This window comes from Streptomyces sp. NPDC049040, assembly GCF_043197715.1.
GTDB lineage: Bacteria > Actinomycetota > Actinomycetes > Streptomycetales > Streptomycetaceae > Actinacidiphila.
The window spans coordinates 1-13,457 of sequence record NZ_JBICTO010000032.1 but is presented as its reverse complement, the minus strand read 5'-3'; the positions used below and the strand labels follow the sequence as shown (position 1 = coordinate 13,457).

Annotated in this window: 15 protein-coding genes; all 15 read right to left on the bottom strand. The window is 69.7% G+C overall.

The window, feature by feature from the left end; genetic code table 11:
- Positions 1–8: 8 nt before the first annotated feature.
- Complete coding sequence (locus tag ACGFMP_RS36275) at positions 9–929, bottom strand: sigma-70 family RNA polymerase sigma factor (protein ID WP_393678237.1); 921 nt, start codon at positions 927–929, stop codon at positions 9–11.
- Between the two features lie 216 nt (positions 930–1,145).
- A complete protein-coding gene (locus tag ACGFMP_RS36270) occupies positions 1,146–2,132 on the bottom strand; it encodes a 3-oxoacyl-ACP synthase III family protein (protein WP_393678235.1) in 987 nt (328 codons plus the stop codon).
- A 96-nt stretch (positions 2,133–2,228) separates the two neighbouring features.
- The gene (locus ACGFMP_RS36265; protein ID WP_393678234.1) at positions 2,229–3,398 is read right to left on the bottom strand and encodes a hydroxymethylglutaryl-CoA synthase; all 1,170 of its coding nucleotides are present in this window, start codon (positions 3,396–3,398) and stop codon (positions 2,229–2,231) included.
- Between the two features lie 3 nt (positions 3,399–3,401).
- Positions 3,402–4,463, bottom strand: a complete 1,062-nt coding sequence (locus ACGFMP_RS36260; protein WP_393678232.1) for a hydroxymethylglutaryl-CoA reductase — start codon at positions 4,461–4,463, stop codon at positions 3,402–3,404.
- The gene (gene fni / locus ACGFMP_RS36255; RefSeq protein ID WP_393678230.1) at positions 4,460–5,551 is read right to left on the bottom strand and encodes a type 2 isopentenyl-diphosphate Delta-isomerase; all 1,092 of its coding nucleotides are present in this window, start codon (positions 5,549–5,551) and stop codon (positions 4,460–4,462) included. The genes ACGFMP_RS36260 and fni overlap by 4 nt, the downstream gene beginning before the upstream one ends.
- Positions 5,548–6,663 carry a phosphomevalonate kinase gene (locus ACGFMP_RS36250; RefSeq protein WP_393678229.1) on the bottom strand — a complete coding sequence of 372 codons (1,116 nt, stop codon included), beginning with the start codon at positions 6,661–6,663 and terminating at the stop codon, positions 5,548–5,550. The genes fni and ACGFMP_RS36250 overlap by 4 nt, the downstream gene beginning before the upstream one ends.
- A complete protein-coding gene (mvaD, locus tag ACGFMP_RS36245) occupies positions 6,660–7,673 on the bottom strand; it encodes a diphosphomevalonate decarboxylase (protein ID WP_393678227.1) in 1,014 nt (337 codons plus the stop codon). Before mvaD ends, ACGFMP_RS36250 begins: the two co-directional genes overlap by 4 nt.
- A gap of 56 nt (positions 7,674–7,729) precedes the next feature.
- The gene (locus ACGFMP_RS36240; protein ID WP_393678226.1) at positions 7,730–8,029 is read right to left on the bottom strand and encodes a DUF6059 family protein; all 300 of its coding nucleotides are present in this window, start codon (positions 8,027–8,029) and stop codon (positions 7,730–7,732) included.
- A 45-nt stretch (positions 8,030–8,074) separates the two neighbouring features.
- Positions 8,075–8,215, bottom strand: a complete 141-nt coding sequence (locus ACGFMP_RS36235) for a hypothetical protein (protein WP_393678224.1) — start codon at positions 8,213–8,215, stop codon at positions 8,075–8,077.
- Between the two features lie 17 nt (positions 8,216–8,232).
- Entirely contained in the window at positions 8,233–9,819 is a 1,587-nt protein-coding gene (locus ACGFMP_RS36230) for a class I adenylate-forming enzyme family protein (RefSeq protein WP_393678223.1), read from the bottom strand.
- A 123-nt stretch (positions 9,820–9,942) separates the two neighbouring features.
- Positions 9,943–10,317: a DoxX family protein gene (locus ACGFMP_RS36225; RefSeq protein WP_393678221.1), complete on the bottom strand. Its 375-nt coding sequence runs from the start codon at positions 10,315–10,317 to the stop codon at positions 9,943–9,945.
- Positions 10,318–10,422: 105 nt separating this feature from the next.
- Positions 10,423–11,418 (bottom strand): class I SAM-dependent methyltransferase, encoded by a 996-nt coding sequence (locus ACGFMP_RS36220; RefSeq protein WP_393678220.1) that lies wholly within the window; start codon positions 11,416–11,418, stop codon positions 10,423–10,425.
- Positions 11,415–12,572 (bottom strand): DegT/DnrJ/EryC1/StrS family aminotransferase, encoded by a 1,158-nt coding sequence (locus tag ACGFMP_RS36215; RefSeq protein WP_393678218.1) that lies wholly within the window; start codon positions 12,570–12,572, stop codon positions 11,415–11,417. The genes ACGFMP_RS36220 and ACGFMP_RS36215 overlap by 4 nt, the downstream gene beginning before the upstream one ends.
- Before the next feature lie 5 nt (positions 12,573–12,577).
- On the bottom strand, positions 12,578–13,147 hold the full coding sequence (locus ACGFMP_RS36210; RefSeq protein ID WP_393678217.1) for a cupin domain-containing protein: 570 nt from the start codon (positions 13,145–13,147) through the stop codon (positions 12,578–12,580).
- A gap of 28 nt (positions 13,148–13,175) precedes the next feature.
- Positions 13,176–13,457, bottom strand: a 282-nt coding sequence (locus ACGFMP_RS36205) for a 3-oxoacyl-[acyl-carrier-protein] synthase III C-terminal domain-containing protein (protein ID WP_393678215.1), incomplete at its 5' end; no start/stop codon positions are given.

Genomic DNA, 13,457 nt, shown 5'->3' with positions numbered 1-13,457 from the left:
CGGCAGGCTCAGCACAGGACGACGTCGAGGCCGGTGAGGTCGGCCTGGATGTCGATGCTGCTGATGAGGCCGCCGGCGAAGCCGAAGCGGAAGACGGTCAGCGGCACGCCGTTGGGGGCGTAGGCCAGCCCGGCGAAGCCGTCCACGAGAGCGGGCACGGGGCCCCAGGAGAGCTTGCTGAAGGCACGGGTGACCGCGTCCGAGCCGCGGATCTCCTCGGCCACGCCCATGCTCACGACCATGCGGTCGGAACGCACCACGATGTCGGGGGCGAGCGTCGCCAGCAGGGCCTCGAAGTCACCCTCGCGGGAGGCGGCGAGGAAGGCGCGGATGAATTCGGCCTTGTCGGCCTGGGAGGTGTCGGCGCCCTCGTCCTGGACCGCCACGGCCTTCGGGCCGGCGCTCGCGGCCGCCGGCGTGCCGGGGGCGGCGCCGTCGCGCTGGAAGCGGCGGCGGGCGCGGCTGGCCAGCTGGCGGGCCGCGGCGGGGCTGCGGTCCACGATCGGTGCGATCTCCTCGAAGGGCACCGCGAAGATGTCGTGCAGCACGAACGCCAGCCGTTCCGCGGGCGTGAGCGTGTCGAGGATGACGAGCATGGCGGTGCCGACGGAGTCGGCGAGCAGCGCCTCCTGCTCGGGGTCGGCCACCAGGTTGAGCCGTTGCGGGCCCTCGATCTCGGGGGCGTCCACCAGCTCCTCGCGGCGCGACTTGCGGGACTCCAGCATGTTCAGCGACACCCGGGCCACGATGGTGGTGAGCCAGCCGCTCATGTTCTCCACCACGGTGGCGTCCGAGCGGCTGATCCGGATCCAGGCCTCCTGGACGGCGTCGTCCGCCTCGGCGATCGAGCCGAGCATCCGGTAAGCCACCGCCCGCAGCCTGGGGCGGTCCGTCTCGAATCGAGCGGCAAGCCATTCGTTCTCGTTCATCGGGTCACGCTCTCCCACCGGTGCTCGAATACTCGAATGTCTGACAGGCCGGAGCCCACCAATGTGACAGCCGAGGACCCCGAATCGTGACATGCGCGGGCGAGCGCGTGTCGCCCGGCTCGCACCGGACGGCCCCCGGGGTCGTCCCGGGGGCCTGCGGGCCGGCGCGTGTCACGAGTACGGCGGGGGTGGATCGCTTGCGTCAGGCGGTGTCTCCTACCACTCGACCAGGGCGAAGCCCGCTGACATGCCGCCGCCGAAGCCGGCCATGAGGATCAGCTCCCCACGCTGGAAGGCACCGGATCGGGCAGCTTCATCCAGGGTGATCGGGATGGACGCGGCCCCGGTGTTGCCGTAGCGCTCCAGCGTCAGATGCATGGTGCAGCGCGGCAGCGCCATCTGCTCGAAGACCGTCTCCAGCATCACCCCGTTGGCCTGGTGCGGCACGAAGTGCGCGATGTCGTCGGGGACGACGCCCGCCTCGTGCAGGAACTGCTTCGTCAGCGGCGGCAGCCGGTCCTCCACGAACCGGCGCACCCCCCGCCCGTCCATCGCGAAGTACTGCAGGCCTTCGTCGAGGGCGGCCTGGTCGAGGGGCAGCCGGCTGCCGCCCCCGGGCACCTGGATCAGGCCTGCCAGGTCACCGAAGGTGTGCAGCGCGGTGTGCCGGAGCCGGGAGGCGTGCCCACCGGAGCCGCCGGGGCCCAGGACCATGGCGCCCGCGCCGTCGCCGAACAGCACGACCGTCCTGCGGTCGGCCGGGTCCAGGATGCGCGAGTACACATCGGCCCCGATGACCAGCGCGTGGCCACCCCGCCTGGCCAGCACCCCCTCGGCGGCCGAGAGCGCGAACACCTCGCTCGAACACACGGCGTTGATGTCGAAGGCGGCCGCGTCGGCCGCCCCGAGCAGATGCTGCACATACGCGGCGGTGGGCGGCTGCGGCCGGTCCGGCGTTGACGTGGCGACCACGATCACCGACAGCTCCCCGGCCGTGATCCCCGCCGACTCCAGCGCCGCCCGACCAGCGGCCGCCGCCAGATCCGACGTCGCCTCCTCCTCCCCCGCCCACCGACGCTCCCTGATCGCGGTCTTGCGGAAGATCCAGGCGTCATCGACCCCGGCCGCCGCCCCGACCTCGTCATTGGAGACAACCCGATCCGGCACATGGGCACCGGTCCCGAGGATCCCGATTTCGCTCATGCGGCCCGTCCTCCCTGATTGGACTTGAACTGGTCGTACGGAAGGCCGGCGGTGTGCGGCCATGACTGATCCACCGCGGAGCGCGGGGCGGTCCCCTCAGCGGGCCTCGTAGATGCGCTTGTGGCCGCGCAGGCCGGCCAGCCGGAAGGGCCCCGAGGTCTGCGCCGGGGTGAGGTGGTCGCCGCCGTCTGCCGGGAAGGTGCGCTGGTGCAGCTCACGGTAGGCGGCGTAGTCGAGGGTCTTGCGGCGGTCGATCGACTCGTGGTGCGCCTCGGTGCGCAGGTGCTCGCGGTAGCCGGGGACGACGGTCCCGGCGAAGAACTCGGCGACGCTGCCCGACCCGTAGCTGAGGAAGCCGATGGAGCGGTCGGTCAGGTCCTCCGCCTGGTCGAGCAGCGCGGCGAGGCCGAGGTACACCGACGCGGTGTAGCTGTTGCCGATGACGGTGTTGTAGGCCGTGGTCAGGCCGAGCGCCTTGGAGATGGTGTCCTTGTCGCTGGCGAACCCGACGTAGTCCAGCAGGTGGCGGTGGGCCTTGTAGGCCATCTTGGTGAACGGCTGGTGGTAGACGAAGGCAGCGAAGTCCTCGAGCGGGCGCCCGTCGTGCTCCGTGTAGTCCTTCCAGGCGCCCTCGACGGCCTGGAGGTACGCGGCGATGGACTCGTGCCCGTCGACCAGCGCGGTGTCGCGGTAGTTCGGCCGCCAGAAGTCCATGACGTCGGCGGTGAACACGCCGGACGGCTCCTCGATGCGCAGCACCGCGGGATCCGTACCCACCAGCATGGCGACGGCCGCCGCGCCCTGGGTGGCCTCACCCGGGCTGTCCAGGTCGTACTTCGACACGTCGCTGGCGATCACCAGGACGCGCTGGGTGGGGTCCCGGCGCACGAGGCCGATGGCGAACTGGAGGCCCGCGGTCGCTCCGTAGCAGGCCTGCTTCAGCTCCACGACCCGGCAGGCCGACGGCAGTCCGAGCAGCGAGTGCACGTACACGCCGGCCGACTTCGCCTGGTCGATCGACGACTCGGTCGCGAAGATGACCGTGCGGATCCCGTCGCTGCCGTGCCGGGCGATGATGGGCGCGGCCGCGGCCGCCGCCAGGGTGACGATGTCCTCGTCGGCGGCCGGCACGCTCATCGACTGCTGGCCTATGCCCACGTGGTATTTGCCGATGTCGGTGCCGTTGTACTCGGCCAGTGCCGTGTGCGGCAGTACGAACTCGGTTGTCGCGAGCGACAGATCGTGGATTCCGATGGAAGTGGACATGCCCTATGCACCAACCTTTGCGGTCTCGTTGTTGCGCTCCAACTGGACGTGCGCACGCATCAGCTCACCGGGGTTCGTCTGGGCCGCGAGCAGCGAGAGCTCACCGCACAGCACCGTCGCGGCCGCGATGACAGCGAGGCGGCGCGCGTTCTCCCCGGGTTCGCGGTCCTCCCGGCAGCCGAGCCGGGTCAGGTTGGTCTCCACGAAGCCGAGGCCCTTGCCGTTGCCCACGGTGCCCACGATCAGGTTCGGCAGGGTGCAGGCGAAGTACAGGTCGCCGTCCCGGTCCTCGGCCATGGTGACGCCCTGCGAGCCCTCGACGATGTTGGCGGCGTCCTGGCCTGTCGCCAGGTAGAAGCCGAGCAGCATGTTGGCGTAGTGGGCGTTGGCCGAGCGGATGCCGCCGGCGAGCAGGGTGCCGAGCAGGTTCTTGCGGATGTTCAGCTCGACCACCCGGGCGGCCGTGGTGTGCAGGACGCCCTCGACCACGTCGCGCGGCACGAGCAGTTCCGTGACCACGTTCTTGCCGCGGCCGAGGATGCCGTTGATGGCGGTCGCCTTCTTGTCCGTGCAGTAGTTCCCCGAGATCGATCCGTAGGAGATGCCGGGGATCGTCGTCAGCAGGTGCTTGAGCAGGACGTCGGAGGCCAGCGTGGCCATGTTGTGCCCTGAGGCGTCGCCGGTGGCGAACTCGAACCGGATGAAGAGCAGGTTGGCGTTGATCTCGTGCCGGATGCCGATCAGCCGTGCGAACCTGCTGCAGGTGCGCACCACGTCGCGCAGCTCGTCGATCCGCGCCTCGATGGTGCGCGCGGCGGCGAGCGCGGTCTGCGCGTCCACCGCCTCGACGAGCACCGAGCGGGTCATCCGCTCGTCCACGAGGGTGGCGACGATGCCCTTGTCCGCCAGCATCGAGACCTTCGCGCCGCGGCCCACGGAGGGCCACAGCGGCGACTCGTAGGTGGCCAGCGGGACCTGGGTCTCGGTGGTGGCGACGTTCCCGGAAATGCGAAGGGGCCCCACCCACTTCATCGGGACCCCGGCGATCGCGTGTGCCTCAGTCATCGTGTGCTTCCCGTCGTCTCGTGAAAGGCCTCGGAGTTGCGGGAGCGCCGGGCCAGCGAACCGGTGTCGATGCCCAGGTCGGCGCAGAGGTTCCGCAACTCGCCGTGGATCAGCAGATCGCAGCGCGTCAGATCGGCAGGGGTGCGCGCGCCGAGCATGGTCTGCAGCGCGGCCAGCTGGTCCAGCCAGGTGGAGATCTGCCCGACCAGCGCCGACACACCGCCGTCGACCAGGGTGCGCAGGAAGCCCCCGGAGGCGCCGACGCCGGAGGCGCCGAGCGCCAGGGCGCGGGCGACGTCGAGCGGGTTGCGCACCCCGCCCGAGGCGAGCACGGGGATGCCGACGTTCTGCGCGTCGAGGAGGCAGGCCACGGTGGACTGCCCCCAGCCGTGCAGGTAGGCGTAGTCGCCGAGCTCGCGCCTGCCGTTCTCGATACGGGCGAAGTCCGTGCCGCCCCTGCCGCCGAGGTCCGCCACCCGCACGCCCAGCTCCCGCAGCGTCAGGACGCTCTCCCGGCTCAGCCCGAAGCCGACCTCCTTGACGATCACGGGGACATCGACGGCCGCGGCGATCTTCTGGATCTGCGGGACCCAGGAGGAGAACGAGCGGTCCCCCTCCGGCATCACCGTCTCCTGCACGGTGTTGACGTGGATCTGCAGGGCGTCGGCGCGCAGCAGGTCGATCGCGCGCTGCGCGTTGTCGACCGACGCCGTCGCGTTGATGTTCGCGATGACGAAGCCGTCCGGGTTCTCCTTGCGCAGCACGCTGAACGTGCCGGCGCAGGAGGGGTCCTTGAAGTACGCGCTCATGGATCCCGACGCGACGGCCACGCCGGTCTCCCGGGCGGCGATCGCCAGGTCCCGGTTGATGATCCCGGTGTTCTCGCTGCCGCCGGTCATGGCGTTGATGTACAGCGGCACCTGCCAGGAGATCCCGGCGAACGTCGTGGCCAGGGACACGTCCGCCCGGTCGATGCCGGCCAGTGCGTGGTGGACGAACGACACCTCGTCGAACTGGTTGCGCCCGCTGTGCGCGTGGTGCTGCTCTACGGCGAGCCGGACGTGGTCGTCCTTGCGTTGCCCGATCATTCCTCGATCCCTTCCAGAGCGGGTCGGATCGGCAGGGGCAGCACCCCGGCCTTGGCCCACTGCTCTTGCATGTGAGCGATGTCCTGCGACGCCTCCGCGTCCAGCAGGGCGATGCCGCAGTCGCCGCCGCCCGCTCCCGATGGCTTGGCCGCGCCGCCGACGGCTTCCGCGGCCTCGCACAGTGCCGTGAGCCCGGTCGTGAAGATGCCGAGGCCCACCTCGCCGTCCAGCCGGGCCAGCTCCCGCCGGGACCGGCGGATCTGGTCCAGCAGGCCCTGGTCGTCGCCCTGTTCGAGGGCGGCGACGGCGGCGAGCACGAAGTCGGTGGTCGCCGCTACGAACCTGCGGTGGGACGCGCTGCCGCGCCAGGTCCGCCGGTGCAGGTCGGAAACCAGGGACGCGGTGGAGGCGGGATTTCCGGTCCAACCGACCTCGAACGACAGGTCCTTGGGCTCCGGGAGCCGGTGCACCTCGAAGCCGGGCCACGGCACCCGGAGCGCCTCCTCGACGCCGCAGCGTTCGACCAGGTCGAGTACGGCCGCGCGGTCGGGCGCCTGGTAGCTGATCCAGCCACCCCAGGTGCTGGCGGCGAGATCACCGCCGGAGGCACGGGGCTCGATCCCGGCGGTGGCGAGCATGGCCAGCCGGAAGCGGTCCTCTGTCGACGGCGCGAGGCCGCAGAAGGCGGCGACCGCCGCCACCGTCGCCACGGTCACCGCACCGCTCGACCCCAGGCCGTACTTGGTGCCGTTGTCGTGCAGGCCGCTCTCCACCGAGACGGTGAAGGCCGGCAGGGCGAGGCCGCGTTCGGCCAGCAGCTGCGCCACGGTCTCGATCGCGGAGACCACGTGGGCCAGGCCGCTGCGCGCACCCTGCTCGTCGTCCGTGCCGTGCGGGCTGAGCCGGCCGTACCGCCACTGCCACAGGACGTCCCGCGGGCCGAGGTCGGAGGAGATCCGGACGCCGGTGCCGGAGGAGCCGGTCACGGTGACCGTGATGTACCTGTCGACAGCTACCAGGACGGCCGGGGTGCCGGGGTCGACGACCGCGTACTCGCCGAGGACGAACAGCTTGCCCGGAGCCCGCCGGATGATCGCCGGCGGGGTGGTCATCGGTCGTCCTCGGGCAGGAGATAAGCACCCCGGCCGGAACGCGCGATATGGACCGCACCATCCCCGACAACCTCACGAACGCTCTTCGCGACCTGCTCCGCATCAACCTGACGACACAACACCTTCACATTCGGCCCCGCGTCCATCGTCGCGTAAGCCAACACACCATCCCGCCGCAACTGCCCCACACAATCCAGAACCGTCAACGACGCCGGCGACATATAACGAACCCCAGGCCGAGCCGCCAACATCGTCGCATGCATACCCAACGCATTACGCTCCGCGATCTCACCCACCACCTCGAGATCACCCGCCACCAACGCAGCACGCATCTCGACCAGATCCACCGCACTCGACGCCGCCCACGGCCCATACAACGGCGACGTCTCCACCGTCCGCCGCATCGCCACCCGCGACGACACCGCCTTCGGACCCCCATCCACCACCGCAACCACCAACGCAGGATCCATCTCAGCCGCAACCACCGGCTCGGCAAACGACCCCAGATCCGCCTCCACCAACGAACCCGACCCCGCATGCCACACCACGAACCCACCAAAAACCGAACGCGACGCCGACCCCGAACCCCGCCTCGCCAACCGCGACAACCCCCGGGCATCAACCTCCAACCCGAACGCCCCCACAGCAGCCAAAGCCAACGCCGCAAACCCACTCGCCGACGACGCCAAACCCGCACCCGTCGGCACCGTATTCACCGAATCCACCACAACACGCTCAGACGACCCAGCCAACCCACGCACCAGATCCACAAACCCACAAACCCGCCCCAACACCTCACCAGAAGCAGGCACACCATTCAAACGCACCACATCCCCGACCGCCCCCGGCACCACACACACCGAAGTCGTCGTCGGAAAAATGTCCAACGTCAACGACAAACTGTCCACCCGCGGCAGGACCAACCCCTCATCCCGCTTACCCCAATACTTCACCAACGCAATATTCGGATGCGCAACAGCCCGCACACCACCTGAAGGTGACACCACCACTCCCAACTCCCCTCGACGCGAGAACACCGAAAACACCGGAACACACAGCGCGGTGGTCAGCCGGCCCCGGGAGCGCTGCGTTCCGGGTAATACGCCGGCCACACCTCATGTGCGAGGCGCCGCTCCTGCCGGGACAGCGGGACGTCCTCGCACAGCCGCTCGGGGTGGGCGGGCGGCGGGCCCGCCAGGCCGTGACCGAACAGGGCGTGGAAGGGCGGGGGCGACGCCGGTGCCAGCAGCACGACATGGTGCTCGGCCAGACCGGCGTGGATGACGCCCAGGACCGTCAGCGAACGCAAGAACGGCCGCAGGCAGCGGTCCAGAAGCTGCCTGCGGCCGTGCAACAACCGTCTCATCTCCGCCCTTCGCAACGGCGCGGAAGCTCGAACAGGGCCGGACCGTCAGTCGATACCGCGCACGACGTTGGGCTCCCAGGTCTCGTCCTCGTCGATTCCGGCGAGCCGCAGGGGCGGAAAGCCGGGCGGCGCGAGGTCCGGGACGTCCCGGGAAAGCCTGATGTCCTCTTCTTCTGCGTCGTGCATGCGGTCCTCCAGCTCGGTCAGAGTCGGTCTTTCAACTGGTCCTTGAGTTGGTCGGCAAGGGCGAGGCGCTGCACCTTGAGCGTGGCGGTGCGCGGCAGTTCGGCCTCCGGGATCTGTATCGGGGCGGCCAACTGGGGGAATCCGCTGACCGCGGCACGCCAGCGGTCCTGGTCAAGCGGCCGGTCGTCACGGGTGCAGAGCACCGGGACGGCCTCGGAGTTGGGCCCCTTGACCACGACCAGTTCGCTCAGCTCCGGCATCTTGTTCAGGACGAAGTCCTCGACCTCCAGCGAGCTGCGGACCCCGGAGATCATGTCGACCTCGCGGTCGAGCATGTGCAGGCACCCGAGCTTGGTGAAGTAGCCGACGTCGCCGGTGCCCCACCACTCGCCGTCCCGGTTGCTGTCGTAGCGCTCCTGCTCGGCGAAGTACGTCTTGGCGATGCCCGGCCACGCGACCTCGATGCGGCCGGGGTTGTGCTCGGTCGCCCGCTTGCCGTTGCGGCTGACGACTCGGACCTTCGCCGAGCCGACCGGCATCTGCCAGCCGACGCAGCGGCCGTTGGCCTTGTGGGCGGAGTTGCGGAAGTAGGCACGGCCGACGGCGAACCCGACCTCGCTCTGGCCGTATATCTGGAAGAACAGCGCGCCGCGCCGCTCGGAGGACTTCAGCAGCCGGCTCATCGTCCCGGGGTGGATCGCATCGAAGGTGCTGCTGAAGTACTTCACGGAGGCGAACGGCTTGCGCGGGTCTTCCGCCAGGCCCTCCCACGCCATCAGCGAGTTCGGCAGCGCCTCGATCAGCCCCGGCCGGTTCTGCAGGAACAGCTCGGCGACCGCGTCGGGCGCCGACTCGTTCATGAGCAGGACCGGCATCTCCTTCAGGAGCGCCAGGGCCATCGCCGCGACGTTCCTGGAGTGCACGAAGGGGATGGCGATCGCGACGGTCTCCTTCTTGCGCATCAGGGAGAGCAGTCGCCACTGCGGCTTGAGCCGGATGCCCTGGGTGCGGGGGGTGTGCACCACCAGCTTGGGGATCCCCGTGGTGCCGGAGGTGTGGGTGATCACGGCGGCGTCGTCGATCGGCCGCTCCACCGCCTTCACCCGCGGCGCTCCGGCGAGCGAGCCGAGCGAGATCGTTCCGGGCCGCTCGCCCGCGACGATGATCACCCGCTTCGCCAGCTCCGCGGGGGACACCTCGGCCAGTACGTCGAGCTTGTACTCGTCGGTGAGCAGGTTGGGCTGGTCGAGCCGCTCGAGCAGGGCCGCGATGGTCTGCGCGTTCAGGCCGGGCGAGAGCATCACCGGCACCGCCCCGATACGGGAGGCGGCGCAGGCGAGCATCCACACATCGGCGTTCGCCTTCTTGTGGATGACGATGTGCTCGTCGTAACGGACACCGGCCGCCCACAGCCGGGCCGCCAGATCGTCGACGATGTCGGCCAGCTTGCCGACCGTCAGCGACCGCCCGGCCTCGGGCATGACGTCCAGGTCGTGGTCGAGCGTGATCGGCGTCGACCTGTTGACGGAAGCGGCCAGTTCCGGCAGCAGACCGATGTGAAGACCGCGCTTCTGAATCGACTGATGAGCTTTTGAGCCCTTCATCGGGCTGTCTCCTTTGCGGTATGCGGCGGACACGCAGGCTGTCGCCGGCAGTGCGGGTGAGCCTGTGGGGGAAAAGGCGCCGGGGCGCTCAGGGGTGTCTCCCCCTGAGCGCCCCGGACCGGGTCAGAACGAGTGCGGGCCGAAGCGGCCCCATGCCACGAAGACGGCCATGGCGAGCAGGACGATATTGATCACGACCGACCGGGTCTCCTGCCGGCGGCCGTGCGTGATGGCAGCGCCGATCATCAGCGCGACCAGACCGGCGGCGGCGACCGCCACCATCACCGGTGCGATGTCCACCGCGGCAGGCAGGATCAGACCCACCGCGGCCAGGATCTCCAGGGTGCCGATGGTCTTCACCATGCCGGCGCTGTAGTCCTCCACCCAGCCGTTGCCGGCGGCGACGAGCTTGTCCTTGGGCTTGGACAGATTCGTGGCGCCGCTGGCCAGGAAGCCGGCACTCAGCACTCCCGCGACGATCCACAAGGCGACGTTCATCAGGGGGTCTCCTTAACGACGAGGCCGAGGTGACCCCGTCGGTTGCGTAAATGGGCGAACCTCGCCGTGAGCAGAGCGCGCGGTCGGCCTCGAACGCACCGCCTGCTAACGGGCGATGACCAGAGTGCCAGGTGGGGCGGAGTAGAAAGCGACGTTCTCGAAACCGGCCTTGAGAAGCCATTCGCGGTAGTCGGCCTGCCGCCAGGTGCTGCCCTGCTTGCTCTTGAGCAACATCTCGGAAGCGAATATCAGCGGGAAGGCCGGCCCGCTGCGGTCGTCGTCGACGACATAGTCGCAGACCACCAGGGTGCCGCCGGGCTTGAGTGCCTGCCGGAGCCTGGTGAAGACCTCGATGTTGGCCTCGGGCCCCTCCTGGTGCGCGATGTGCGAGTACACCGCGACATCGTGCTCGGCCGTACCGAACCCTGTGGTGTGGAAGTCACCGTCGACGCAGGTGAACCGGTCGCCCACACCGCGTTCGTCCAGCAGCCGGCGGGCGATCGCGTTGATCGGCTCCCAGTCGATCTGGGTGGCGCGCGCGGCCGGGTTGGCCTCAAGCCAGGTGCCCGAGTAGATGCCCGAGCCGCCGCCCACGTCCAGGATCGAGATCTCGCCGGCCTCGGCCAGCCCGAGCAGCTCGACCGCGGCAGTTGCCGCGGGAACCGACTGGGGCGCGATGGCCTTGACGATCTCCTCCCAGTGCGGGTTGTTGGCCACCTCGACCACCGGGGCCTTCACCGGCCCGCCGGCGCGGACCACATCGGCCAGATCCGTCAGGGCACCCATGTGCTTCAGCTTGAGCTTGGCGAAGCGGGCCAGCGAGACCGGGGTGTCCTCGACCAGGTAGGTCGACGCGTCCGGGAGGTTGCGGTAGCGGCCCTCGTGCAGCTCGACCAGGCCCACGCTGACCAGCCCGTCGAGGAGGGTCTGCGCCCCCCGCTCGGAGATCTCGGCGCGGGCTGCGAGCCCGGCGGCGGTGTCCACACCGTTCTCGAGGTGGGTGAAGAGCGAGTGGGTGGCCGCGGCGGCGAGCACGCCGGTGGCCCAGTAGCCGTTGATCAACCGCATGATGCGGTCGGGTGTCGGCTGGTTGTCCGTCATACCGCCCCTCCCAGGGCTCGGGTGGATGCCGAGTGGGTCCTGACCGCGCTGCGCAGGGCATCAGCGACCCGTCCGACCTGGTCCGTACTGAGTTCCGCGTGCATGGGTATCGCCATCTGACGGGCGAAGAGGTCCGCCGAGACCGGGCAGGTCTGCTTGGTCTGGAACACGGGCTGCACATGGGCGGCGAAGGTGCCGTGCCCGCAGCCGATGCCCTGGCCGCGAAGCTCGGCGGCGACTGCGGCGCGGTCCACGCCCGGGTCGAGCGTCACCATGTAGGTCTGCCAGGCGTGGGTGCGGTCCTCGGGCACCTGCGGCAGCGTCAGAAGCTCCTCGTCGGCCAGCAGTTCGCCGTACTGCGCGGCGATGGCCGTGCGGCGGGCAAGCAGCTCGTCGATCCGGCCCAGCTGGACCTGGAGGATCGCCGCGGCGATGTCCGACAGCTTGAAGTTGTAGCCGATCTCGGTGAACTCGGGGATGGGAAGGCCGACGACATTGCCCATGTCGAAGATGCTTCCGATGCCGAAGGAGGACCGGAGCCTGGCGTCCTGGCCGATCTTCGGGTCGCGGGCAAGCAGCGCCCCGCCCTCGCCGCTGCTTGCGCCCTTGCGGCCGTGGAAGGACAGGCAGCCCACTTCGGCGAGCGCGCCGGCCTGACGGCCCTGGTAGGTCGCTCCGACCGCGCAGGCCGCGTCCTCGACGAGGAACAGGCCGTGGCGGCCGGTGATCGCCTCGAGCTCGGTGTAGTCGGCGGGCATGCCCACCGTGTCCACCGCGACCACGCCGACGGTGCGCGGGGTGATCAGATCGGCCACCGCCTGCGGGTCGACCGTGTAGGTGTCGGGTCGCACGTCGGCGAAGACCGGGGTCGCGTCCAGGTAGCGGGCGGCCTGGGCGGGGGCGGGGAATCCGTAGTCGGCGACGATGACCTCGTCGCCGGGCTTGACGCCGAGCGCGAGCATGGCCAGGTGGAGGGCGGCGCCGCAGTTGCTCACTGCGACCGCGTCGCCGACGTCGTACTTCCTGGCCAGCTGGGCCTCGAGCGCCTTGCCCTTGGGGCCCTGTCCTGCCGGCCAGCCGGAGGCGAACACCTCGGCGACGGCCGCGAGTTCCTGTTCCCCCAGACTCGCGTGTACCAGTGGGATCGCATCCACCGCGGTCACCTCGCGCTCTCTTGCTCGTTCGTCTTCTGTCCGGGGATCCGGGTGGCCGACGGCGGTTCGTACCGCAGCGGCGTGAGCTGGCTGACGTCGTAGCGCTTGCGCATCCGCTCGACGGCCTCGGGGTCGACCGCGGTACCCGACGCCCAGATCTCCGCGATCTCCTCGAAGTAGTCCTCGTGGTCGGGCGACGGATAGCTCTGGAAGAGCATCCGGACCGGCTTGTCGGTGGCGTTGCGGAAGGCGTGCGGGATGCCGGAGGGCACGAACATGGAACTGCCCTCGCCCGCGCGGATGACGCGGTCGCCCTTGACGGAGGTCCAGTTGTGCCAGCTGTCCTTCGTGCGCTCGGTCGGCTCGAAGGCCAGCACGTCCAGATCGCCTTCCAGGACGTAGAAGAACTCCTGCGCCTGGCCGTGGACATGCGCCCCGACGTCGAACCCGGGTGGCACGACCACCTCGAAGATCGACACCGCGGATCCCATCTCCTTGGTGGCCTTGAAGGTCACTTCCTGGGCCTTGGTGATCAGCTTCCGCCCCGCGCCGGGTGGGAGGATCAGGTCGGTCATACGCTTGGCTCCTTGTTCCCGTGCGAGCTCAGTCGATGGTCTGGGGGACGTCGTCGGCCCAGGTGCCGAGTGCCATCTCGGCGGTGATGCCGGGCCCGAAGCCCGCGATCAGCCCCGTCGCGCCCGGCGTGAGCTTGTCCTCCTCGAACAGCCGGCGCGCGGCATCCAGCACCACGGCACTGGCGATGTTCCCGAACTCCGTCAGCGTCGACCAACTGTGCCGGAACACCTCACGATCGACCTCGAGGAACTTCGCCAGATCGTCCAGGATCCGCGGACCACCGGCATGCACGATGTAGAAATCGAGCTT